12 protein-coding genes are annotated in these 24,441 nt (G+C 60.8%); 8 read left to right on the top strand and 4 right to left on the bottom strand.

The features are described from left to right. Positions 1-82: 82 nt before the first annotated feature. The 3 genes from BUB69_RS15035 to aceE form a co-directional block, all read right to left on the bottom strand. Positions 83-2,776 carry a sensor domain-containing phosphodiesterase gene (locus tag BUB69_RS15035; RefSeq protein WP_073168084.1) on the bottom strand — a complete coding sequence of 898 codons (2,694 nt, stop codon included), beginning with the start codon at positions 2,774-2,776 and terminating at the stop codon, positions 83-85. A gap of 418 nt (positions 2,777-3,194) precedes the next feature. Beyond that, positions 3,195-4,838 (bottom strand): dihydrolipoyllysine-residue acetyltransferase, encoded by a 1,644-nt coding sequence (gene aceF / locus BUB69_RS15030; protein ID WP_073168082.1) that lies wholly within the window; start codon positions 4,836-4,838, stop codon positions 3,195-3,197. A 142-nt stretch (positions 4,839-4,980) separates the two neighbouring features. Beyond that, positions 4,981-7,626, bottom strand: a complete 2,646-nt coding sequence (gene aceE, locus BUB69_RS15025) for a pyruvate dehydrogenase (acetyl-transferring), homodimeric type (RefSeq protein WP_024687353.1) — start codon at positions 7,624-7,626, stop codon at positions 4,981-4,983. 382 nt (positions 7,627-8,008) lie between these two features. Here aceE and glnE point away from each other — a divergent pair, with 382 nt between their 5' ends. The 8 genes from glnE (at position 8,009) to BUB69_RS14985 (ending at position 18,076) form a co-directional block, all read left to right on the top strand. After that, the gene (gene glnE / locus BUB69_RS15020) at positions 8,009-10,963 is read left to right on the top strand and encodes a bifunctional [glutamate--ammonia ligase]-adenylyl-L-tyrosine phosphorylase/[glutamate--ammonia-ligase] adenylyltransferase (RefSeq protein ID WP_073168080.1); all 2,955 of its coding nucleotides are present in this window, start codon (positions 8,009-8,011) and stop codon (positions 10,961-10,963) included. 129 nt (positions 10,964-11,092) lie between these two features. Further along, complete coding sequence (gene waaF / locus BUB69_RS15015) at positions 11,093-12,127, top strand: lipopolysaccharide heptosyltransferase II (protein ID WP_073168078.1); 1,035 nt, start codon at positions 11,093-11,095, stop codon at positions 12,125-12,127. 2 nt (positions 12,128-12,129) lie between these two features. Further along, entirely contained in the window at positions 12,130-13,194 is a 1,065-nt protein-coding gene (gene waaC / locus BUB69_RS15010; protein WP_073168077.1) for a lipopolysaccharide heptosyltransferase I, read from the top strand. Then, entirely contained in the window at positions 13,194-14,315 is a 1,122-nt protein-coding gene (locus BUB69_RS15005) for a glycosyltransferase family 4 protein (RefSeq protein ID WP_073168075.1), read from the top strand. Before waaC ends, BUB69_RS15005 begins: the two co-directional genes overlap by 1 nt. Then, the gene (gene rfaP, locus BUB69_RS15000; RefSeq protein ID WP_073168073.1) at positions 14,315-15,121 is read left to right on the top strand and encodes a lipopolysaccharide core heptose(I) kinase RfaP; all 807 of its coding nucleotides are present in this window, start codon (positions 14,315-14,317) and stop codon (positions 15,119-15,121) included. The genes BUB69_RS15005 and rfaP overlap by 1 nt, the downstream gene beginning before the upstream one ends. Then, on the top strand, positions 15,121-15,855 hold the full coding sequence (locus BUB69_RS14995) for a lipopolysaccharide kinase InaA family protein (protein WP_073168071.1): 735 nt from the start codon (positions 15,121-15,123) through the stop codon (positions 15,853-15,855). Before rfaP ends, BUB69_RS14995 begins: the two co-directional genes overlap by 1 nt. Continuing rightward, the gene (locus BUB69_RS14990; RefSeq protein WP_073168069.1) at positions 15,852-16,631 is read left to right on the top strand and encodes a lipopolysaccharide kinase InaA family protein; all 780 of its coding nucleotides are present in this window, start codon (positions 15,852-15,854) and stop codon (positions 16,629-16,631) included. The genes BUB69_RS14995 and BUB69_RS14990 overlap by 4 nt, the downstream gene beginning before the upstream one ends. Further along, positions 16,631-18,076 (top strand): lipopolysaccharide kinase InaA family protein, encoded by a 1,446-nt coding sequence (locus BUB69_RS14985; protein ID WP_073168067.1) that lies wholly within the window; start codon positions 16,631-16,633, stop codon positions 18,074-18,076. Before BUB69_RS14990 ends, BUB69_RS14985 begins: the two co-directional genes overlap by 1 nt. A gap of 27 nt (positions 18,077-18,103) precedes the next feature. On the opposite strand, the gene BUB69_RS14980 is transcribed toward BUB69_RS14985, so the two are convergent. Continuing rightward, positions 18,104-24,187 carry a membrane-targeted effector domain-containing toxin gene (locus BUB69_RS14980; protein WP_073168065.1) on the bottom strand — a complete coding sequence of 2,028 codons (6,084 nt, stop codon included), beginning with the start codon at positions 24,185-24,187 and terminating at the stop codon, positions 18,104-18,106. Between the last annotated feature and the right edge of the window lie 254 nt (positions 24,188-24,441).

The raw sequence follows: 24,441 nt of genomic DNA, 5'->3' as shown, positions 1-24,441 counted from the left end.
TCCGGCGAGTGGCACAAACAAGTGCTGTCGCGTAAAAACAGACCGACAGTGTGCCCGACAGAGCGGAGCGCAGGAAGGGGGATCAGGCCGATGGTCGGCGCGGGTAACGTTGCAGCTTCTCGATCAGCTCTTCGCCGGGGATCGGCCTGTCGAACAGATAACCCTGCCCGACGTCGCAACGATGACGCCGCAGGAACGCCAGTTGGGCGGCGGTCTCAATGCCTTCGGCGACCACTTTGAGCTTGAGGTTGTGGGCCATGGCGATAACTGCCGAGGTGATTTCCATGTCGTCTTCGTCATCCGGAATATCGCGGATGAAGCTGCGATCAATCTTGATCACGTCGATGGGGAATTTCTTCAGGTAGCTGAACGATGAATAGCCGGTACCGAAGTCATCCATGGCCAGCGACAGGCCCAGCTTTTTCAGCGAGTCCAGTTGCTGGCGGGTGTCTTCGGTGGCTTCCAGCAGCAGGCCTTCGGTCAGTTCCAGTTCCAGCAGCGAGGCGTCCAGCTCTTCCTCTTTGAGGATCGAGGCAATCGAAGACACCAGCTCCGGGTCGGAAAACTGTTTGGGCGACACGTTGATCGCCACTTGCAGGCGCCCGAAGCCGGCAGCGGTCAGGTCTTTGCTCATGCGGCACGACTGACGCGCAACCCACTTGCCGATAGGAATGATCAGGCCGGTTTCTTCCGCCACGCTGATGAACTGGTCGGGACGAATCATGCCTTTTTCAGGGTGATTCCAGCGCAGCAGCGCTTCCATGCCCGTCAACCTGCCGGACAGCAGGCACAGCTTGGGCTGATAGAAGACCTCCAGCTCATTCTGCGTCAGGGCACGGCGCAGGTTGTTCTCCACGAACAGCTTGTAGCTGGCCTCAGCATTCAGCGCTTCGGTGAACACCTGGACCTGATGCTTGCCGTTGGCCTTGGCCTTGTGCAACGCCAGGCCCGCGTTTTTCATCAGGGTCTGTGGATCGCGCCCGTGCAGCGGCGCGCAAGCCAGGCCAACCGAGCCCGTTACGCTGATCAACTGGTTGTCGACGAACATGGGCTTGTCCAGCGTCTCCAGAACCTGAATCGCAATGTTCTGGCCGGCCTCAAGACTGCTGTTGTCGAGCAACACCGCGAACTCGTTGCTGGCAAAGCGCGCCAGCACGTCGGTAGGGCTCAAGGTGTTGCGCAGGCGACGGGCAAGGCTGATGAGCAGCTTGTCGCCCGTCTGATGCCCCAGGCTGTCGTTGATGCGCTTGAAGTTATCGATGTCGACCAGCAGCAGGCTCATGGGCGTGTCGGTGTCACGGTCGAAGCGCTCGTCCAGATTGCGGATGAATGCCGGTCGGTTACCCAGGTTGGTCAGGTTGTCGGTGTAAGCAAGGCGTTCAATCCGTTGCTGGGCCAGCTTGCTTTGGGTGATGTCTTCGTAAATGCCGATGTAATGGGTCAGCTCACGATTGTCGCCATAGACCTTGGAAATCGACAACTGGCTCCAGTACGGTTCAAGGTTCTTGCGTCGGCTCTTGAACTCGCCCTGCCAGCTGTTGCTGGTGGTCAGGCTGGAATTGGCTTCCAGCAGCAGCTCGTTGAGGTTCTCCAGCGCCGGCAACTCCGACAGCTTGCGGCCTGCGACCTCCTCGGAGCTGTATTGGGTGATGGCCGTGAAGCTTGGGTTGACGTACTCGACTACGCCGTCGCAGTTGACCAGCAGAAACGCGTTGGCGCTTTGCTCGACCGCACGCTGAAACAGATGCAGGGCATTGGTCGCGGCGCGGCGATTCAGATTGTTGATCACTTGCGCGAACTGGTCAGCCAGTTCGCCGGCAAAGGCGATCTCGTCGGACTGCCATTCACGCGTCGAACCCGTCTGTTCAAGGCATAGCACTGCCACGACCTGGCCGTCGATACGAATACTCGCGTCGAGGATGGCGTTGGTCTGCAGGGGGTTCAGGCTTTCGGCCAGTTCCCGGGTGCGCGGGTCAGACTGAATGTTGTTGGCATCGATCGCCCGGCTGGTGTGCAGCGCCTGAAGGTAGTTGGGGTACTGGCTGATATCAATGGTCGTGCGAGGCTGGAAGCCTTCTGTCTGTCGACGATAATCGGCAATGGGCTCCAGACACTTGTCGTTGAGGTTCCAGATGCTGGCCCGGTCGACGTCATAGATGTCGCAGGCGCTCTTGGTGATCAGCTCTGCGGCTTCCAGCAAGGTATTGGTGGTCGTGTAGCGATGGCGCGTCAGGCGCAGGATCAGGTCCTGCTGGGCCCTCACGCGCTCAAGGTGAGCGAACTGGGCACGCTGGGCACGTTGATTGAGCTCCAGGGCAATCTGCAGGCGTGAGTTGCGGCTTTCCAGGTCGGTCTCGACCGCGTGACCGACTTCGGGCAGCGATTCTCCGACGATCAGGAAATACCCGCGCAGCAGGTGACGATTGTGCTGCTTGTAAGCTTCGCCGATTTCCAGCAGGCCAACCGGGCCTCTGGGTGTGTGCAATGTGTAACGGATCAGGTAATTGTTGGCGGATGCGAGTTGCAGTTGAACGTCATCGTGAAGTCGATAGCGGGCTTCCGGCTCCATCAGGCTGGCGTAGGGCGATCCAATCAGGGCGCAGAGATCCACAGCAGGCAGGCCGAACTGTTTTTCACAATTAGAATCGAGATACAACAGCGCCCAATTGGCTTCGTTAAGCCGCTCGAAACGCAGCATGCCCAGGCGCGAGGGCACCGGCAATTGCGTGACTACCTCGGCTGCGGTTCTACCGGCAGCATCGGTTTGGCTTTTCATCAACAAACTCGCTTCCGGAATACTGATCGCGTTGGGCCAAAGGCCCTTTTTCGCGTATGGCAAGGTTGCATCATGCGGCCCATGCTTACAAGAGACCACGGTGGCTTAGTGCTATAAAAGTGTCGGCCGCAAAGGCGTGTTCTACAGCGCAATTGGTCGGATAGTGGAAACGATTCAGTTCTCAAGGGTGAAAGGCCTGTGTTTGTTAGGCTCTGTGATAGAAGTCGGTGAGCGAAACTCAGGAAAGGCAAAAGCAGGCGAGGAACGGCCGGGCATGCAGCTACGGCGCTGTGCGCCACCTGGACGACAACGAATCGGCAGGCAAAAAAAGCCCCGCTCGAAGGCGGGGTTGAGGTTCGAGCGTGGCAGCTCGTAAACGTGTGCGGCAAGGCCCGTCGCAAGACGGGCCTGCTCGGGCTTACAGCAGGATTGTGCGGATGTCCGCCAGCAATTCGCTCAAGCGCTTGGTGAAGCGGGCAGCCGCGGCGCCGTTGATCACGCGGTGATCGTAGGACAGCGACAGAGGCAGCATCAGTTTTGGCTGGAAGGCTTTGCCGTCCCAGACAGGCTGGATGGTGGCCTTGGAAACACCCAGGATCGCCACTTCCGGCGCGTTGACGATTGGCGTGAAGCCAGTGCCGCCAATGTGTCCGAGGCTGGAGATGGTGAAGCAGGCGCCTTGCATATCGTTGGCGGTCAGCTTCTTGGTGCGGGCTTTTTCAGCCAGTGCAGCGGCTTCGGCAGCCAGTTGCAGCAGGCTCTTCTGATCGACGTCACGAATGACCGGGACCAGCAGACCGTCCGGGGTGTCCACCGCGAAACCGATGTGAACGTACTTCTTGCGGATCACAGCCTTGCCGCTGGGTGCCAGCGAGGCATTGAAGTCCGGCAGTTCCTTGAGCAGATGTGCGCAGGACTTGAGCAGCAGGGGCAGTACGGTCAGTTTGACGCCAGCCTTCTCGGCAGCGCCTTTCTGCGCGACGCGGAAAGCTTCCAGTTCGGTGATGTCGGCCTGGTCGAATTGCGTGACGTGCGGAATGTTCAGCCAGCTGCGGTGCAGACCGGTTGCGCCCAGTTGCATCAGGCGGGTCATCGGCACTTCTTCGATTTCGCCGAAACGGCTGAAATCGACTTCCGGAATCGGCTGGATGCCCATGCCGCCGCTTGCGCCGCCTGCTGGTGCTTCCTTGGCCTTCTGCATCATGGCCTTGACGTAAGCCTGAACGTCTTCCTTCAGCACACGGCCGTGGGGGCCGGTGGCGCTGACGGCGTTCAGTTCGACGCCGAACTCGCGGGCCAGTTGACGGACCGCCGGACCAGCATGGACCTTGGCACCGTCTTTGGCCGGTGCCGCGGGGGCTGGTGCCGCTTCTGCCTTGGGAGCAGGTGCAGCGGCCGGAGCCGGTGCGGCTTCAGACTTGGCAGGTGCAGCCGCGGGTGCGCTGGCAGCCTGTGCAGGCGCGGCTGCAGGGGCTGCGCCTTCGATTTTCAGCTTGAGGATCAGGTCGCCGGTGCCGACTTCCTGGTCCAGTTTGACTTCAATGCTTTCCACAACGCCTGCCGCAGGAGAAGGAATCTCCATGCTGGCCTTGTCGGATTCCAGGGTGATCAGCGATTGATCGGCCTGGATGCTGTCGCCAACCTTGACCATCAGTTCGATGATCTTGGCCTTGCCCGACGAGCCGATGTCCGGCACGTGGATGTCCTGTACCGAAGCCGCTGCGGCAGGCGCGGGTGCAGCGGCTGGAGCCGGTGCGGCTTCAGCCGGTTTTTCGGCAGCAGCCGGAGCGGCAGCAGGTGCAGCCTCGGCAGGTGCAGCAGCGGCTTCGCCTTCGATTTCCAGCTCGAACAGCTCGTCGCCTTCTTTCAGGCGGTCGCCCAGTTTGACCTTCATGGCTTTGATCACACCAGCCTTGGGGGCCGGGATTTCCATGCTTGCCTTGTCGGACTCGAGCGTCAGGACGCTCTGGTCAGCTTCGATACGATCACCGACCTTGACCATCAACTCAATGACTTCACCTTCACCGTTGCCGATGTCGGGTACGCGAATTAGCTCACTCACTCTGTATCTCCTTGGGAGAACCTGTTCACTCACGAATACGCTGGTTCAGTTACAACGAAACAGCCTTGGATGCTCATTTACGCCTGGTAAATTCCGCATCCTCGGCTGTTCACGCTCTGATCAGCGCTCTTGAAGCAGACTCTTAGCAGTCCAGTGGATTGCGTTTTTCTGGATCGATGCCGAACTTGACGATGGCTTCAGCCACGACTTTAGGTTCGATATCGCCGCGATCAGCCAAGGCTTCCAGGGCTGCCAGCACAACGAAGTGGCGGTCGACTTCAAAGAAGTGACGCAGCTTCTTGCGGCTGTCGCTACGGCCGAAACCGTCGGTGCCCAGGACTTTGTATTCCTTGCTTGGAACCCACTGACGAATCTGATCAGCGAACAGTTTCATGTAGTCCGTCGAGGCGATGACCGGACCCTTGCGACCGTTGAGGCACTGCTCGACGTAAGTCAGTTCAGGCTTCTGGCCCGGGTGCAGGCGGTTGTTGCGCTCTACCGCCAGACCGTCGCGACGCAGTTCGTTGAAGCTGGTAACGCTCCAGACGTCAGCGCCGATGTTGAACTCGTCACGCAGGATCTTCGCCGCTTCACGAACTTCACGCAGGATGGTGCCCGAGCCCAGCAACTGGACGTGGTGCGCCGCTTCCTTGGTGTCTTCTTCGAGCAGGTACATACCCTTGATGATGCCTTCTTCCACACCGGCCGGCATGGCTGGCTGGGTGTAGGACTCGTTCATCACGGTCAGGTAGTAGAAAACGTCCTGCTGTTCTTCAAACATCAGGCGCATGCCTTCACGAATGATGACAGCCAGTTCGTAACCGTAAGTCGGGTCGAAGGTGCGGCAGTTCGGGATGGTCGACGCCAGGATGTGGCTGTGACCGTCTTCGTGCTGCAGGCCTTCGCCGTTCAGCGTGGTACGGCCGGCGGTGCCGCCGACCAGGAAGCCACGGGTGCGGCTGTCGCCAGCGGCCCAGGCCAGGTCGCCGATACGCTGGAAGCCGAACATCGAGTAGAAGATGTAGAACGGAATCATCGGCTGGTTGTGGCTGCTGTACGATGTACCGGCCGCGATGAAGGAGGACATGGCGCCTGCTTCGTTGATGCCTTCTTCGAGGATCTGGCCCTTCTTGTCCTCGCGGTAGAACATCACCTGCTCTTTATCGACTGGCTCGTAGAGCTGGCCGACGGAGGAGTAGATGCCCAGTTGGCGGAACATGCCTTCCATACCGAAGGTACGGGCTTCGTCCGGGATGATCGGAACGATGCGCTGGCCGATTTCCTTGTCCTTGACCAGTTGCGCCAGGATGCGCACGAAGGCCATGGTGGTGGAGATTTCGCGATCGCCCGAACCGTCAAGGATGGCCTTGAGGGTGTCCAGCGGTGGCGTCGGCAGGTTGAAGCTCTGCGCACGACGCTGTGGCACAAAACCGCCCAGTGCGGCACGACGCTCGCTCAGGTAGCGGGCTTCGGCGCTGCCTTCTTCAGGCTTGTAGAACGGCAGAGCTTCGAGCTCGGAGTCCTTGACCGGGATGTCGAAGCGGTCACGGAAGTGACGCAGGCTGTCGACATCAACCTTCTTGGTGTTGTGCGCGGTGTTCTTCGCTTCACCGGCGCCGGTGCCATAACCCTTGATGGTCTTGGCCAGCACCACGGTCGGTTGACCCTTGTGGTTGACGGCTTCGTGGTAGGCCGCGTAGACCTTGTACGGGTCGTGACCGCCACGGTTGAGCTTCCAGATCTCGTCATCGGACAGATCGGCAACCATCGCCTTGAGTTCCGGCGAGTTGAAGAAGTGCTCACGGACGAACGCGCCGTCCTTGGCCTTGTAGTTCTGGTATTCGCCGTCGATGACTTCGTCCATACGACGCTGCAGGATGCCGTCGACGTCCTTGGCCAGCAGTGGGTCCCAGAAACGGCCCCAGATGACTTTGGTGACGTTCCACTGAGCACCGCGGAACACGCCTTCCAGTTCCTGGATGATCTTGGCGTTGCCGCGAACCGGACCGTCCAGACGCTGCAGGTTGCAGTTCACGACGAAAATCAGGTTGTCGAGCTTCTCGCGACCGGCCAGGGCGATAGCGCCCAGGGATTCCGGCTCGTCGGTCTCGCCGTCGCCCAGGAAGCACCAGACTTTCTGTTTGCCTTCCGGGATGAAGCCGCGGTGCTCCAGGTACTTCATGAAGCGTGCCTGGTAGATCGCCTGGATCGGGCCAAGGCCCATGGACACCGTCGGGAACTGCCAGAAATCTTTCATCAGCCACGGGTGTGGATAAGACGACAGGCCCTTGCCGTCGACTTCCTGACGGAAATTGTTCATCTGCTCTTCGGTGATGCGGCCTTCCATGAACGCACGGGCGTAAACGCCTGGCGATGCGTGACCCTGGAAGTAGATCAGGTCGCCACCATGTTCTTCGGTCGGGGCCTGGAAGAAGTAGTTGAAGCCGATGTCATACAGCGTGGCGCTGGAGGCGAAGCTCGAAATGTGACCGCCCAGATCCGGGTCGTTCAGGTTGGTTTTGACAACCATGGCCAGAGCGTTCCAGCGCACCAGCGAGCGAATGCGGCGTTCCATGAACAGGTCGCCAGGCATGCGTGCTTCGTGGGTGACGGGAATCGTGTTGCGATAAGGCGTGGTGATGGCGTAAGGCAACTGCGAACCACTGCGGGTGGCGAGTTCGCCCAGACGGGTCATCAGGTAATGAGCACGGTCTTCGCCTTCTTTGTCGAGAACCGATTCCAGGGCGTCCAGCCATTCCTGGGTTTCGACGGGATCGAGGTCTTGCATGGCTTGCTCCAGGGCGGAAAGGCTTCCAGAATCGGTTGCCTGAGTTTGCGACTGGCCTTGTGGGCAGACGACATAAATTCTTGGATTACCGGAGGTTGGCCCGGCGGCGTGTAGTTTTACTACAAATCGACGACCATTTCAGCCCTCCGAGTAACTGAACCAGTAGTAAAACTACAGAGAAGCGACCAAATCGCTCCTGTTGTGTTGTGAGATAAATCGTTACTGTTGATGGGTATTGAATGTGTTGCAGTAAAAAGTCGGATTTTTATGCTTCTAAAACGATTTTTCCAGCAATTTATAACCTTTGTTCGACAAGCGGCGGTGGTAGGCGTATCTCGCAGTCATGGCAGGTAGCCCTTCGCACGCCGATCAAGGATAGACCATGAGCCTACCTTTACTGGCCGATTTTCCGGCCATCCTGCTGCCATTGATTACCCGCGCACAACAGACATTTCGTACAGCTCTGGCTGATTTATCAGCCGATGCGCTGGCCTCTTTCGAGGCCTGGCCCGCGTCACGACGCCTTGCGTTCGACCGGGTCTGCGCTGCCAGTGACTTCGTCACCGAGCAGGTTTGCCGGGATCCGCAGATGCTGCTGGACATGGCCGATTCGGGCGAGCTGGAGCGTAGCTTCTCTGCCGGCGAGTTGCGCGGGCAGATCGCCGACGCGCTGAGCACGACAACCACCGATGACGCGTTGGGGCGTAATCTACGTCGCCAGCGCATGCGTCAGCAAGTGCGGATTATCTGGCGCGACCTGACACGTCAGGCGGACCTGATCGAGACCTGCCGTGACCTGTCGGACATGGCTGATGGCTGCATCGACCTGGCGTATCACTGGCTGTATGAGCGCCATTGTCAGCAATTCGGCACGCCCACCGGGCGTCGTACGGGTCTGCCACAGCACATGGTCATTCTGGGGATGGGCAAGCTGGGCGCGGTCGAGCTGAATCTGTCGTCCGACATTGATCTGATCTTTGGCTACCCGGAAGGTGGCGAAACGGTTGGCGTCAAGCGTCCTCTCGACAACCAGGAATTCTTCATTCGTCTGGGCCAGCGCTTGATCAAGGCGCTGGACCCGGTGACGGTCGATGGCTTCGTGTTTCGCGTGGACATGCGCCTGCGCCCTTACGGTTCATCCGGGGCGCTGGTGCTTAGCTTCAATGCGCTTGAACAGTATTACCAGGATCAGGGTCGCGACTGGGAGCGGTACGCCATGATCAAGGCCCGTGTGGTGGGCGGCGATCAGAAGGCGGGCGCCGAGTTGCTGGAGATGCTGCGCCCGTTCGTCTATCGCCGTTATCTGGACTTTTCGGCTATCGAAGCGCTGCGCACCATGAAGCAGTTGATTCAGCAGGAAGTGAAACGCAAGGGCATGGCCGAGAACATAAAGCTTGGCGCGGGGGGGATTCGTGAAGTCGAGTTCATCGCCCAGGCGTTCCAGCTGATTCATGGTGGTCGCGACCTGAGCTTGCAGCAGCGCCCGCTGTTCAAGGTGTTGAGAACGCTGGAAGGCCAGGGTTATCTGCCCGTTGCGGTGACTGAAGAGCTGCGCGAAGGCTATGAATTCCTGCGCTACACCGAACATGCGATTCAGGCGATTGCCGACCGGCAGACGCAGATGCTGCCCGACAATGAGCAGGATCAGGCACGCATCGCGTTGATCATGGGCTTTGCCGACTGGGCGAGCTTCCACGCGCGGCTGATGTACTGGCGTGGCCGGGTGTCGTGGCATTTCCGTCAGGTGATCGCCGACCCGGATTCCGACCCTGATGAGCCGGAAGACGACAGCGAAGTCGTTGTCGGCGGGGAATGGCTGCCGCTATGGGAAGAGTCTCAGGATGAAGAGGCCGCTGGCCGTCAGCTCGCCCAGGCCGGCTTCGTCAACGCCGAGACAGCCATCAAGCACCTGGCCAGTCTGCGCAGCAGCCCGCATTTGCGCTCGATGCAGCGCCTCAGTCGCGAGCGGCTGGATGCCTTCATTCCGCGCCTGCTGGCTCAGGCCGTGGAGCACGACAAGCCCGACCTGGTGCTGGAACGCGTGTTGCCGCTGGTTGAGGCCGTGGCCAGGCGTTCGGCGTATCTGGTGCTGCTGACCGAAAACCCCGATGCGCTGCGGCGCCTGCTGACCTTGTGCGCGGCCAGCCCCTGGATCGCCGAGCAGATCGCCCGTTTCCCGCTGTTGCTCGATGAGCTGCTCAATGAAGGGCGGTTGTTCAATCCGCCGCTGGCGCCGGAACTGGCGGCCGAGTTGCAGGAACGGTTGATCCGCATTCCCGAGGATGATCTGGAGCAGCAAATGGAAGCGCTGCGGCACTTCAAACTGGCGCACAGCCTTCGGGTGGCGGCATCGGAAATCACCGGCAGTCTGCCTTTGATGAAGGTCAGTGATTACCTGACCTGGCTGGCCGAGGCGATTCTGGAGCAGGTGCTCGCGCTGGCATGGCGCTACAGCGTGGCGCGCCATGGCACGCCGTCGCGACCTGACGGCACCCTGTGCGATCCGGGTTTTGTGATTGTCGGCTACGGCAAGGTGGGCGGCATCGAGCTGGGGCATGGCTCCGACCTGGATCTGGTGTTTATTCATGATGGCGACCTTCAGGCTGAAACCGATGGCGCCAAACCCATCGACAGCGCGCAGTTCTTTACCCGACTGGGGCAGCGCATCATTCACCTGCTGACCACGCAGACCAACTCCGGCCAGTTGTATGAGGTCGACATGCGCCTGCGTCCTTCCGGCGCGTCGGGGCTGCTGGTCAGCTCGCTGGGCGCATTTGCCCGTTATCAGGACAAGGAAGCCTGGACCTGGGAACACCAGGCGCTGGTGCGTGCTCGCGTGCTGATCGGCAGCCCGGATGTAGGTCGTGAATTCGAGAAAGTCCGCGCTGATGTGCTGGGGCGCGAACGTGACCTGGACACGCTGCGCGCCGAGGTCAGTGAGATGCGCGCCAAGATGCGCGACAACCTGGGCACCCGTCTGACTGCGGCGGGCAGGGCAGCCAATGCCTTCGAAACATCCATGCCGTTCGACCTCAAGCAGGACGCCGGAGGTATCGTCGATATCGAATTTATGGTGCAATACGCGGCCTTGGCGTGGTCCAGAGAGCATCCGGGGCTGCTGCGATACACCGATAACATTCGTATTCTCGAAGGGCTGGAAGAAGCCGGGCTGTTGCCCGACGCCGACGCCAGCCTGTTGCGCGAGGCCTACAAGGCGTACCGCTCGGCGGCTCACCGGCAGGCTCTGCAGAAGCAGGCGGGTGTCGTCAGCGGCGATCAGTTTCACTGCGAGCGGCGTGAAGTGATGCGGATCTGGGCGCAGATGGGGTTGAGCTGAGTCGGTGGCGACACCGTGGGTATCGCACAACACTATATAAAGCTATGACAGGGAGGCGACAGGTTGTGTGGGCATGTCACGCAGTCTGATCGGCCTCCCTGATCGTTTCCGGTCGTTTTTGGATGAAGCATGAATATTCTGATCGTTGGGCCTAGCTGGGTCGGTGACATGGTAATGGCGCAAACGCTGTTCCAGTGCCTGAAACAGCGTCATCCCGAGTGCCAGATCGATGTACTGGCACCCGAGTGGAGTCGTCCGCTGCTGGAGCGCATGCCTGAAGTGCGCGCGGCGCTCAGCTTTCCGCTCGGCCACGGTGCCCTTGAACTGGCGACGCGCAGGCGCATCGGCAAGTCGCTGGCCGGCCAGTACGATCAGGCCATTCTGCTGCCCAATTCGCTCAAATCCGCGCTGGTGCCGTTCTTTGCCGGCATCAGGCAGCGCACCGGCTGGCGTGGCGAGTTCCGCTACGGCCTGCTCAACGATGTGCGTACCCTGGACAAACAACGTTATCCACTGATGATCGAGCGCTTCATGGCGTTGGCTTATGACAAAGGCGCAGAACTGCCGCGCCCGTATCCCAAGCCGAGCCTGCAGATCGACGCGGCGACCCGCGATGCGACGCTGGATAAGTTCGGCCTGAGCCTGGACCGCCCGGTGTTGGCGCTGTGTCCGGGTGCCGAGTTCGGCGAGTCCAAGCGCTGGCCGGCCGAGCATTACGCGCAAGTCGCCGATGCCAGAATCCGCGAGGGCTGGCAGGTCTGGCTGTTCGGTTCGCAGAAGGATCATCCGGTGGGCGAGACCATCCGCGAGAACCTGATCCCGGGCTTGCGTGAAGAGTCCGTGAACCTCAGCGGCAAGACTTCGCTGGCTGAAGCCATCGACCTGCTGTCGTGTGCGGATTCGGTGGTCTCCAATGATTCCGGCCTGATGCACGTGGCCGCGGCGCTGAATCGCCCGCTGGTGGCCGTGTACGGCTCCACCTCGCCGGGCTTCACCCCGCCGTTGGCCGATGAGGTCGAGATTGTCCAGTTGGGCATCGAGTGCAGCCCATGCTTCGACCGCACCTGCCGCTTCGGCCATTACAACTGCATGCGCCTGCTTGAGCCTGGCGCAGTGATTCAGGCGCTGGGCCGTCTGGACAGCACTCCGGTAGAGGTCGTCTGACGTTGCGGGTACTGCTGATCAAGACTTCTTCGCTGGGCGATGTGATTCATGCCTTGCCCGCGCTGACCGACGCGGCCCGTGCGCTGCCCGGCATTCGCTTCGACTGGGTGGTGGAAGAAGGCTTTGCCGAGATTCCCGCCTGGCACCCGGCGGTCGACAGGGTGATCCCGGTGGCCATCCGCCGCTGGCGCAAGAACCTGTGGCAGACCTTCAAAAGCGGCGAGTGGCGTGGCTTCAAGGCGCGGCTGCGCGAGCAGCGTTACGACCTGGTGATCGACGCTCAGGGTCTGTTCAAGAGCGCCTGGCTGACCCGTTACGTCGATGCGCCGGTGGCCGGGCTGGACCGTGACTCGGCGCGTGAGCCTGTCGCCAGTCGTTTCTATGATCAGGTTTATCCGGTGGCACGCGGACAACATGCGGTCGAGCGTCTGCGCCAGCTGTTTGCACAAGCATTGGGCTACAGCGTGCCGGCTGGTATCGGCGAGTACGGGCTGAAAAATCCGACAGCTGAGGAGGAAGCGCCTCTGGCACCCTTCGTCCTGTTTTTGCACGGCACCACGTGGGACACCAAACACTGGCCTGAGCTGTACTGGCGACAACTGGCTGAACTGATGGTCGCTCGCGGCCTGCAAGTGCGCCTGCCGTGGGGCAATGCGGCCGAAAAAGCCCGTGCCGAACGTATTGCCGACGGGCTGGACGCTGCGCACGTGTTGCCCAGGCTTAATCTGGCGGGCGTGGCGCGGGTATTGGCCCAGGCGCAGGCCTGCGTGGCGGTGGACACCGGCATTGGCCATCTGGCGGCGGCGCTGGATGTACCGACGGTGTCGCTGTTCGGGCCCACCAACCCGGTACTGACCGGGGCCTATGGCAAATCGCAGGTGCATCTGGCGGCCGATTATCCAGGCTGCGCGCCGTGCCTGCAGAAGAAATGCACATACCAGCCGACCGCTGACGATCAGCGCCGGTTTGACCTGAAACGCGAGTGGCCACTGTGCTTCACTCGCTTGAATCCCGAGCGAGTAGCGAGCCAACTGGGCGCGCTGTTGCTGGCAAAGGAACCTGGCTGATGCAACTGGCTTTCGTCCTGTACAAATACTTTCCGTTCGGCGGACTGCAACGTGACTTCATGCGCATTGCGCTGGAGTGCCAGCAGCGCGGTCATCAGATTCGCGTCTACACCCTGATCTGGGAAGGCGACGTACCGCCCGGTTTCGAGGTGCTGGTTGCGCCGGTCAAGGCCTTCTTCAACCATCGCCGCAATGAAAAGCTCAGTGCATGGATGGCAGCGGACCTGGCCAAACGGCCGGTGGATCGTCTGATTGGCTTCAACAAGATGCCGGGCCTGGACGTGTACTACGCCGCCGACGGCTGCTTCGAAGACAAGGCGCAGAACCTGCGCAGCCCGCTGTACCGCAAGTGGGGCCGTTATCGCCACTTTGCGGATTACGAGCGAGCGGTGTTCGGCAAAGACGCCAGGACTCAGGTGCTGATGATTTCCGAGGTGCAGCAACCGCTGTTCATCAAGCATTACGACACGCCGCTGTCGCGTTTTCATCTGTTGCCGCCCGGCATTTCCCCGGACCGCCGCGCGCCGCCTGATGCGCCGGCCATTCGTGCAGGTTTCCGTCAGGAGTTCGGTCTGACCGATAACGACCTGTTATTGGTGCAGATCGGCTCCGGTTTCAAGACAAAGGGCGTGGATCGCAGCCTCAAGGCCTTGGCCGCATTGCCTGAGCCGCTCAAAAAACGCACGCGGCTGTTTGTAATCGGTCAGGACGACCCCAAGGTATTCCAACTGCAAAGCGCTGCGTTGGGGCTGGGCGATCAAGTGACCTTCATGAAAGGCCGCAGTGACATCCCGCGTTTCCTGATGGGGGCCGACGTACTGATTCATCCGGCCTACAACGAGAACACCGGCACCGTATTGCTTGAAGCACTGGTGGCGGGCTTGCCCGTGCTGGTCAGCGCAGTGTGTGGCTACGCGCACTACATCGCCGAGGCCGATTGCGGGCGGGTGCTGGATGAGCCGTTCGAGCAGGCGCAGCTCAATCGTTACCTGGCAGACATGCTCGAGGACGATGACGCACGCCGCGCCTGGGGCCGAAATGGTCTGGCATTTGCCGATACGGCAGACCTTTACAGCATGCCGCAACACGCTGCTGATGTGATTCTGGCGGAGCACTATTGATGAAGCTGTTCCTGGCTGAACCGTTCAAGAGCCTGTGGGCGGGACGCGATGCGTTCGCCGAGGTCGAGGCCCTGAGCGGTGAGGTGTATCGCGAACTCGAAGGTCGCCGCACCCTGCGCACCGAAGTCGACGGGCGCGGCTATTTCGTGAAGATCCACCGCGGCATTGGCTGGGGCGAAATCGCCAAGAACCTGGTCACCGCCAAATTGCCGGTGCTGGGCGCAGGTAAAGAGTGGGACGCTATCGAGCGCCTTCATGAAGTCGGTGTGCCGACCATGACCGCCGTGGCCTATGGCGAGCGCGGCAGTAATCCGGCCGCGCAGCATTCATTCATCGTCACTGAAGAACTGGCGCCGACCACCAGCCTGGAAGACGTCAGCATCAACTGGCGCAACGAGCCGCCGCAGCCGCGCCTCAAGCGTGCGTATATCGCCGAGGTCGCGCGACTGGTCGGGATGATGCACCGCGCCGGGGTTAACCACCGCGACTGCTACATCTGTCACTTTCTGCTGCACACCGACAAGCCGGTCACAGCCGACGATTTCAGGCTATCGGTCATCGACCTGCATCGCGCCCAGACCCGCCGGGTCATCACGCCGCGCTGGCGCAACAAGGACCTGGCGGCGCTGTACTTCTCGGCGCTGGACATCGGTCTGACGCGTCGCGACAAACTGCGTTTTCTCAAGGGTTATTTTCAGAAGCCGTTGCGCGACATACTGGTCAAGGAAGCGAAACTGCTCGGCTGGCTGGATAAAAAGGCCGACAAGCTTTATCAGCGTAAATTGCGATACGGGGATGCGCTCTGATGGCGGGCTGGAACCTGGAGCCTGCGTACGATTTTCTGACTGAAGACTTCGGAAGCCTGGATGCGGTGTTTGCGTTGCAGGGCGAGCGCCTGACCCGTGATCCGCTGTCCGAAGTGATTCGGGTGCAGCGCGATGGAGTGAATTACTACGTCAAGCGCTACGTAGGCGCTGGCAAAGGTCTGCGCCGGTATCTGGGCAGGCCCAGGGTCAAGTCCGAATGGCAGAACCTCAAGCGTTTCGCCAAGTGGGGCATTCCCACGGCCGAGGTGGTGGCATGGGGCCTTGAGCGTAACGGCGCAGCCTATGACCGGGGTGCATTGATCACGCGTGAGCTGCCGAACACCGAAGATTTGTCTGCACTGGCGCTGCGCAAGGATCCGCTGCTGGACGACAGGGCGTGGGTGGATGGCGTCAGTCGTCAACTGGCATCCTGCACGCGCATCATGCATGACCACCACTTCACCCATAACGATTTGAAGTGGCGCAACCTGCTGGTGGACGATCAAGCCAGACTGTTCTTCATTGATTGCCCCAACGGGGCGTTCTGGTGGAGCTTCATGTTGCGCTACCGCATTACCAAGGACCTGGCGTGCCTGGATAAGGTCGCCAAGTACCATTTGTCTGCCACGCAGCGACTGCGCTTCTACCTGCAATACCGTCAGCGAGCGCGTTTGAACGCCTCTGACAAAAAGCGTATTCGTCATGTCGTCAGCTTTTTCGAGGGACGCGAATGAGCGTTTTTATTGCCCCTGCCGATCAGCCCTTGCTGGAGCGCCACGGCCTGACCGATTTCGAGTCACTGTGGAACCTGCAACTGGACGCGGTCGATGAGCCCAACACCGGGCGTGGCGGCTGGAGCAGCGTGTTCCGGCTGGATCTGGACGGCCAGGGCTTCTACCTCAAGCGCCAGAGCAATTACCTGACGCACACCTTGCATCATCCGTTTGGCGAGCCGTCGTTCTCGCGCGAATTTCGTAACATCAGCCGTTACCAGACGCTGGGAATCCCTGCGTTGCAGGCAGCGTTTTATGGTGAGCGCAAGGTCAATGGCGAGCGTCGCGCGATTCTGATGACCCGTGCGCTGGATGGCTGGAGCGATCTGGACGAGTTGCTGCAGGGCTGGGCGGAAATGGGTGCGCGCTCGCGCAGTGCGGTTCTGCAGGCCTGCGGCCGACTGGCGCGCACCCTTCACGGTGCAGGGCAGATTCATGGCTGTTTCTACCCCAAGCATATCTTCCTGCAGGCCGACCAGCAGGGTTACCGGGCGCAACTGATCGACCTGGAAAAAACCCGTCCCGTGATCTTTGGCAAGCGTGATCGGGTCAAGGATCTGGAGCCGTTGTTGCGTCGTGCCCGAATGTGGACCGAAGCCGAGCAGCGCGAGCTGTTGGCCGCTTACCTGCAAGCGAGCCCCGACAGTGAGCAGGTCAGTGCCTGGGCTGAACGTCTGGGCCAGCGTGGCCAGCACAAGCGTGACCTTCACCATCGTGACCAGAAAGAGACCCGCTGATGCGTTTGTCTGACCTCAAGAACGCCGGGCGCACCCCCGAGCTGCCCATGAGCCTGACCCTGGCCGACGCTGCTGGCAGCGCCGAGCTGACCCTGTTGACCCTGCTGCGCGTGCTGCCAGGCCAGCGTTATGTAGGTGCCGGTGTCTGGCGTGGTCGCACAGTGCTGGCCAAATTACTGGTCGGCAGCAAGGCCGCACGGCACTTTCAGCGTGAACTCCATGGTGTGCGCTTGTTGGCTGACCAGGACGTGACCACGCCACGGTTGCTGGCCGACGGGTTGCAGGAAGACGAGGGTGGCTGGCTGCTGTTCGAGTTTCTTGAAAACGCGCCGAGCCTGGGGGATGCCTGGACGGCGGTGCAGGACCAGTCTCCATTGAGTGATGAGCAGCAGACCGTGCTTGGTGAAGCGCTCTCGGCCATTGCCCGGTTGCACGCCAAAGGCCTGTGGCAGGAGGACCTGCACCTGGACAACCTGCTGCGCCATGACGGCCAGCTGTACATGATCGACGGCGCAGGCATTCGTGCCGAACAGGCCGGGCAGCCGTTGTCACGGCAAAAGGTTCTGGAAAACCTCGGCGTGTTCTTCGCCCAGTTGCCCCGAGCGTTCGAGCCGTTCACCGAGGAACTGCTGGTGCATTACCTGTTGAGCAACGCCGAGCATGGCCTGCCAATGGAAGCGCTGCAAAAGCAGATCGACAAGCTGCGCACGTGGCGCTTGAAGGATTTCCTCGACAAGACCGGGCGCGATTGCAGCCTGTTCAGCGTCAAGGACAGCGCGTCCGTGTTTCAGGCGATTCGTCGCGAAGAAGAAGCGGCTATGGTGCCGGTGCTGGATCAGGCCGACGCGTTGCTGGATGAGGGTCATCTGTACAAGACCGGTGGAGCCGCGAGTGTCGGGCGGGTCGAGGTCAATGGCCGTGCGTTGGTCATCAAGCGTTACAACATCAAGCATTTCAGTCACTGGCTCAAGCGCTTCTGGCGTCCCAGCCGCGCCTGGCACTCATGGCGTGAAGCCAACCGCCTGGCCTTTCTGGGTATCGCGACGCCCAAGCCATTGGCCGTGCGGGAAAAACGCGTGCTGGGTCTGCGTAACAAGGCGTATCTGGTGACCGAGTTTCTGCCGGGACCTGACATCATCGAACGCTTTGCGCCTTACGTCGAAACCGGCGATGTGCCCGAGGCCGAGTTGCAGGCACTCGACACGCTGTTTGCGCAGTTGATACGCGAGCGTATCAGTCACGGTGATTTCAAGGGGCATAACGTGTTCTGGCAGGACGGGCGCTGGGCCCTGATTGATCTGGACGCGATGCAGCAGCATGCTTCCCGGGCCTCGTTCGAGGCAGCGTTTGCCCGCGACCGGGCGCGCTTCATGCGCAACTGGCCTGCGCAGAGCGCGCTGCACCAGAAGCTGGAGCAGCGCTTGCCGAAGGGCGAGCCGGCCTGAGCCGTCTCGTCCTGGCAGGGGGTCGCGTTATTCGACGCGACTGAGGTTCATGTCCCTGAGCGCGATGGTCAGGGCGTTCATGTCTTCGTAAGTCTTCAAGTGCACCGATTTCCAGCTTGGACGATCAACGAACACCTTACCCTTTGCGTCGATATGTACCGGAGTGCGATGGATCTGGCCGTCTCGCGAGCGATGCACGATGGTGTGCAGGCCATCGTCGGTCTGTTCGATCAGGAACATGCCGGGCTTGGCCAGACGCCTGCCTACGGATTGCGGTCTGGCCACAGTCACGTTAGGCCTTGGCACTTCAAGGTCCACGCGGTAGTCACCCTGGATGTGAATACGCGTCTTGCCCATATCCAGCGGCAGGGATTCACCCGGATCGCGCACCACGCCCCGCGACTGGCCCGGCACTACATCGATCACCCGCAGGCCGATGCCGCCTTCCAGCTCGGCGATGCCGGGCACAGCGTTTTTGAACGTGTTGGAGTGGCTGTTGCCGACCAGAGCAATCCACTTATGCGAGCCCATGACCTCCTGATGCTTGCGAATCGTGCGGGAGGCAAAATAATTCATCATCTGCTGGCGAGTGGTAACCGTTTCGCTGGAAAGGCCTTTGAGGTGGTAGCTGGCCAGGCAGTCGAGCGCGCGAATCTCCAGTCCGTGTTGCCGGGCCTTGATCACCAGTTGCTCGAAGTTGTAGACCCCGGCAGGATCGGTCCGGTGACCGATGTCCAGCGCCTGCAGGTCGTGCAGCAAGTGCTTGGTCATTTCTCCAGTTTCGAGGAAATGGTCAAGGTCGGCCTGATGCAAGTCACTGAGCAGGTGCTCCAGGTACAGCGTCTTGACGTTCTGTTGTGCGAGCGAAGGCAGGTTGTCGATGATCAGCTTCTTGCTGGCAATCGAGGAATGCGCTTCGCCCAGAACGACGCCATCGGTGTGCTGGTACAGCGTTTCAAGCAGCGCTTGAGGCGGCGTTTTGGGCGCAAGTTCAGGCAGTACAGGTCGGGCGGGCAGCACTGCGGACTCAACGGCGTGCGCGTCTTGCTGCAATTGTCCGCGCAGTCTGAAAAACGCTTCCCTCACCTCGCTCATGTGTTGGTCGAAAAAGAAGAAACGCTCATCCAGCCCGCGATGTTCGAAGCTGGCCAGCGTGTGCAAAGCACTTCTTTGTTCGAGCGGCACTTCATAGGTGGCGTCGCTCAGCGACTGTTGAATGGCGGTCACCGGGCGAGGACCGGTCGAGCCTTGCTGCTCACTGCGCATCCAGCCTGATTCGGGCTCCCAGCGGAACACGTAATCGCCAGCCCAGCGCTCCCCGGACTCCAGGGTCTGCCGATCGGCCATCCGGTTCATTAATATTTCATCTACCCGCGTGCTTGGCGGCGCCACAGGTTTTGGCGCTAGGCTCAAGGGGTTGGAAAATTCGAGGGTGAAGTCCGCTGAAATGCCTGCAGAGGATGGAGTCGTACCGGTCGTGAATACGCGTGTCGTATGCCCTGTCGGAACGTCCTGAACGTGCACGCTGATAGCGCCCTGCAGTTCGGCGATGCCCGGAATGGTGTCGTGGGTGGTTGCCAGCTTCTGGTCGAGCAGTGCAATCCAGCGTCTCGACGGCTGGCTTGCCACGTCAGCGCTGATCACGTGATGGCCGAAAAAGTTGCTGGTTTTCTGTGCTGCGGTCAGATCACCTGCGGCGGCGGCAACTGCGTGGTCCTGCAGCGGATAGCTGGTTGACGAACTGAAGGGACGAACCTCGATCCCGTGTCGGTGTGCGGCCTTGATCAGGTGGTAGTAATCGTATTCGGAGGTCTGATTGCGCAGTGCGCCGTTATTGAGTTGTTTGAGGTGCGTCTTGATTTCGTGAGAGCCGGAGCGGCTTTTTCCGGCCAGTTGGCGATAGGTGGCCAGTTTTTCGAGGTGTTTGTCGGTGAACAGGTGATCGAGGTACAGGACCTCCACGTTTTGCTTTTTGAGCAACGGCATATTGAGAATAAGCAGACGCTTGCTGGCGATCGATTGGGCGGCCTCGCTCAACACCAGCCCATTGCTGTGCGTGAAGACGCTTTCGAACAGCGACTCCACCCCGGCGTCAGGCGCAAGGGTCGGCAATGTTGGGCGGGCGGGCACCACCACCTTCATGAAGAAGGCTTTGGCATCCTGATAGAGCTTGTCCTGAAGCCTTGAGAACACCTGACGCAACTCATCGAAGTAGCCCTTGAAGTAAAGCTCCAGCCCCATCCCCGTCGGGTCAGGGGTTTCCTTGTCCAGAATGGCATACAACCCCGGCCTCATCTCGGGCGGCATTTCATAGTCGCTCAGGCGCACCGTTGAGGTGACCGGCGCAGCGGCCTCTTCCGGCAGCGGCCGGTAGGTGCCTTCATCGCCAAGCCCGCCACCTCGCAATTGATGGCGGTCGATCTTCTCCCATTGTCCTCGTTTGTTCAGGCGCACAGGCTGCTTGCCAAAGAATGCGAACGGATTGGCCGGGTCGATGATCTGCCAGCAGCGCATTTGGGCGTCGAACTGCACCTGATAGGTTTTACCGGACAGGTTGATGTAATGCTTGCCGTTGACACTGCAGACGCCGTTGGCGTGACCGCTCTTGATGCGTGGCACGTTCTGCAGGGAAAGCTCGACGGCCAGGTCGCGACCGGCGGTGCTGGAGCTATCCAGCGGCGAACTCAGGGGTTGCCAGCTGCCGTCGGGTTTACGGCTGGCGAACTGCCCGGTGGCGCTGATTTTCTGTGACGCCGGACTGGCCTGCTGGAACAGAGGGGCGTGGCCGTTGGCGTTGACCTTGCCGATCAGCACAGTCTTGTCCTGCAAATTGGCTGGCAGCAAATCCTCGTAACGCGGTGGCAGGTCGTGTCGGGTAATCGGCGGGAGCGCCGACGCTTCGGGAAGACGCTTTTCGAGTCGATGCACGAGGCCGCCAAAGCCTCTCAGGCCGGAATGCAGATCGCCCGCCGCGCCCAACCCATTGAACAAAGAGGAGAGGATATAGCCGCTGGCGGTGTTCTGGTCGCCCTCGGTCAGTGCCTGTACGGCGCGCACCGTGTCGTGCAGGGACAGCAGGCTGCCGACTGCAAAGCTTGCCGGCGGAAACGGCAGCGTCAGCGCAGTCGCGATGAGTTCAGCGCTGATCCAGATCATTCTGGACAGCATGTCGTGACGGCCGGTGGTGGTTTCTTCGGTGTCGCGCAGTTTTCGCTCGATCAGCGTGTTGAAGCAGGTGTCGGCGAAGTCCGCGATGTATTCCCTCGGGAGAAACGGTGCCTTGCTGGCGCCGCCCTGCTGCATGTCGCGCAGGAAGAACGCCAGAGTCCGGCGCGACTGCAGGCGGCAGCGGTCCTTGTAGTAATCGATCATGCCCGCCTTGCTCAGAGAGGGGATGAAGTCGCTGAAAAGACGAAACTCGACGCCGTCCGGTGCCTCGGGCGTATACAGCAGCGCGGTCTGGCGGGGTTGGGTAGGCAGGATCGCCAGGCACCCTTGAACCGTCTCCACGTGGGTCAATTGCTGATCGGGAATGACCAGTTGGTCCACGCCTTCCAGGCCGGAGGCAATGAAGGGCTTGTCGATATGCAGTTGCAAGGGGTAGAGCGGGTATTGCTGGCGCGTTTCACCGTCACTCAGATGGGCGCGGTCCAGGCTGCGTACCAGCCACTCGTACTGATTGCCGTTGATATGCCCCTTCAGGACGCTGCGCAGTGCTGCGGCTTTCATGTGCAACTGGTTGATCGCCACGCTCGTCGTGCGACGGTATTCATAACCTTCGTCGTCTGGATTGAGCAGCGTGCGCCTGACCAGTGCGATGTAGTCGTCGGCAAGCCATTTGCCGCGTACCGAGCCGGCCACGTTGCGCGGCGAAAGAGCGCTGAGGTCAACACCTTCCGGGCCTTTGAAAGTTGCCACGCTGTCTGCGGTGGCGCGCGTCGGGTCAATGCTGTCGTCGTAGCCGTTGAGCAGCATGTCTGTGTAGGTGATGGTCTCGCGCTCGCTTTTGATCACGATCAGGTCGGGGTCGACCGTACCGTCGGGCAGGCCGAGCAGTGTGTTGATCTGCTGGCTGGCCCGTTCGAATACATACTCATCGAACGACTTGACCTGTGTGTGGGGCTTTAGCTGGTAGTTGTACTGCGCGCCAGCGGCAGCCTCTTCCAGCGCTACCAGTTGCTGGCGGCTCTCAAGACTTGCGCCTGCATACCAGGAGGGCGTGTGGCGCGCCTGTTCCGAGATCGTCACGTCGGCATGGTCGAGTGCGAACAGCGAAAGCGCCATCTGGTAGTCGGACACGTCAATCAGGTGGACAAAATCCGCCTGCGGGTAGGGTTTGAGTCGCAGTGCCTGGAGCTGCCTTTCAAGCTGCGGTCGGGCGGAAACCTCAAGCTGGCCGAGCAGATAATCCTGATGTTCCCTGGACGTCAACCAGGCGACCAGCTCGTGCACCAATTGGTCTTCGTTGTCGAAGGCATGGAAATGGCGTTGATTGGGCGCATCCTGGGCGAACATGATCAGGCGTTCCAGCTGGCCGGAAGCACTCTGCTTGCGAAACACCAGCAATTTGCTCATGACCGCGTGCCCGTCCAGCCTGATCTGCTGGATACGCGGCGCTGCGCCTGCACCTGTACCTGCTTTTGCGGGTTGCACGATGGCTTCGACAGTGGCGAAGTCTTCGCGACGAATATGCCCCTGCATGTGGGCGGCACACGCCAGTGCCGTGATTTGCGTGTGGGTCAGGGTACGCATCAGTTGCTGATTGTGAGCCTGGCGGTAGGCGGTTTTCTGGAATTCGCCAAAATGGACGCGCACATCCAGCTCCTCGACGACGCGGGCAATGTAGGCCGCATCCAGGGGGTTGTAAGCGGAGGCCAGCGAAGCATTGTCATAGTCGATCGTGGTGCGGGTCAGAAAGTCGGAGCCCTCGGCGCGATCCCCCGGGTGCAGCCCGTACAGGGCAAGTTCCACCCAGGAGCGTGTCACAAGATAGGTTTCGCCCGTCACGGGCAGGGTGCGTCGGGTGCTGATCGTGACGAGGCCAGGGTCCAGGGCGTAGCCCAGGTCGTCAGCCAGACGCACCTTGAGGTGTGCCAGGGCGAACGCTTCCGGCGAGGCTGCCGTGCCCAAAGCACTAAGGACGGCGGCGCGTGCCTGCTCGCAGCGCTCCAGACGTTCGGTATAGGTCGTCATGTCCTTGGGGCTGGCGAGCTTGATCCAGTCCGGCAGGCTGCGACGATAATCGGCCTCGCGCAGCGCTATTTCGCGCAGCTCAAGCATCGCCCGAGGGCCGAACAGGCCTTGCTGTTCAATCGCGTGCCGTATAAGCACCCGGTGCTTCTGTCGGTCGCCGATGCCTTGCAGGGCGCAGGCATGGCGAACATCCTCGCGCTGTTTGTTCAGCAGGCTGTCCAGGGCATGAGCCAGAGGCTCTGCGTCGATGGCTTTCAACTGCACATCGGTGCTCAGGAACGGATCGGCATACAGGTCGGGGTCGGCGTCGATGGCTGCGAGCTGATCCTGATGACGCTGTTCAAGGCTGCGCGTCAGTGCGCCCTTCAGAGCAGGGGATTTGAGCCACAGCGTCAGTGTTTCCAGCATCTGCGCCTGGGTGGCGAACGCCGTGAGACCCAGACCCGGCAATGCCAGCAAGGTCGCGCCTTGCGCCTGAGACAGCACCAGCGCACCGGCCAACTCAGCCTCGACGTCATCATCCAGCAGGAGGTGCAGGGAAAAAGCCTCGGGTGTCGGTGACGTGTTCATTTGCGAGACCGTCGCGGGCAGACAGTCTGCGTAGGCCGGCGCAAGCTCGCGCTCGTGCACCTTGAGCGTCACCTCGTCGCGCAGGGCCTGACGCAGGCCGGACAGGCATTGATCGTAACGGGTCTCGCCGGGCGTCGTGACCGGCCGCCAGTAATCGTCGAGCTGCGCGAGCAGTCGGGTGACGTGTGTCTCGGATGCAGGCGCATCCAGCAGGGCGTCGTCGGGGACTGGCAGTTGCTTGAGCGTATCGCTTAATCGGCTGCTCAGTTCATCCAGTCGTTTCAGCGCGGCTGACGCTTGCGCAAAGGTGTCCAGAGGTTTGAGGGGTACAGGTGTCAGTGTCTGCATTGTTTTTCGGCTCTGATAGGCGCGATGTGCGCCGCTGATTGAAGGCCGTGAGGCCGTGATTCATAGCCGTCAATCAATCAGAATCCGGCGGGCCGGGAGCGTAGATAGTTATTGAATGTCAGGATGCGGGCGTGTTTTTGCCGGACGGTTCTGAAAGGCGACTGCATCGCCTGTTTGCTGAAAGCCTTACAGCCCCCGAGCCAAATCCTTGGTCATTACGCTATAATCCCGCGCTTTAGCTGCCCTCAGCCCGC

This window comes from Pseudomonas asturiensis (assembly GCF_900143095.1).
Lineage (GTDB): Bacteria > Pseudomonadota > Gammaproteobacteria > Pseudomonadales > Pseudomonadaceae > Aquipseudomonas > Aquipseudomonas asturiensis.
This window is presented reverse-complemented; position numbering and strand designations above follow the sequence as displayed.

Coding starts and splice junctions, on each gene's coding strand:
- BUB69_RS15035 (WP_073168084.1), bottom strand. CDS start 2,776: ATGAAAAGCCAAACCGATGCTGCCGGTAGAACCGCAGCCGAGGTAGTC.
- aceE (WP_024687353.1), bottom strand. CDS start 7,626: ATGCAAGACCTCGATCCCGTCGAAACCCAGGAATGGCTGGACGCCCTG.
- glnE (WP_073168080.1), top strand. CDS start 8,009: ATGAGCCTACCTTTACTGGCCGATTTTCCGGCCATCCTGCTGCCATTG.
- waaF (WP_073168078.1), top strand. CDS start 11,093: ATGAATATTCTGATCGTTGGGCCTAGCTGGGTCGGTGACATGGTAATG.
- BUB69_RS15005 (WP_073168075.1), top strand. CDS start 13,194: ATGCAACTGGCTTTCGTCCTGTACAAATACTTTCCGTTCGGCGGACTG.
- rfaP (WP_073168073.1), top strand. CDS start 14,315: ATGAAGCTGTTCCTGGCTGAACCGTTCAAGAGCCTGTGGGCGGGACGC.
- BUB69_RS14995 (WP_073168071.1), top strand. CDS start 15,121: ATGGCGGGCTGGAACCTGGAGCCTGCGTACGATTTTCTGACTGAAGAC.
- BUB69_RS14990 (WP_073168069.1), top strand. CDS start 15,852: ATGAGCGTTTTTATTGCCCCTGCCGATCAGCCCTTGCTGGAGCGCCAC.
- BUB69_RS14985 (WP_073168067.1), top strand. CDS start 16,631: ATGCGTTTGTCTGACCTCAAGAACGCCGGGCGCACCCCCGAGCTGCCC.
- BUB69_RS14980 (WP_073168065.1), bottom strand. CDS start 24,187: ATGCAGACACTGACACCTGTACCCCTCAAACCTCTGGACACCTTTGCG.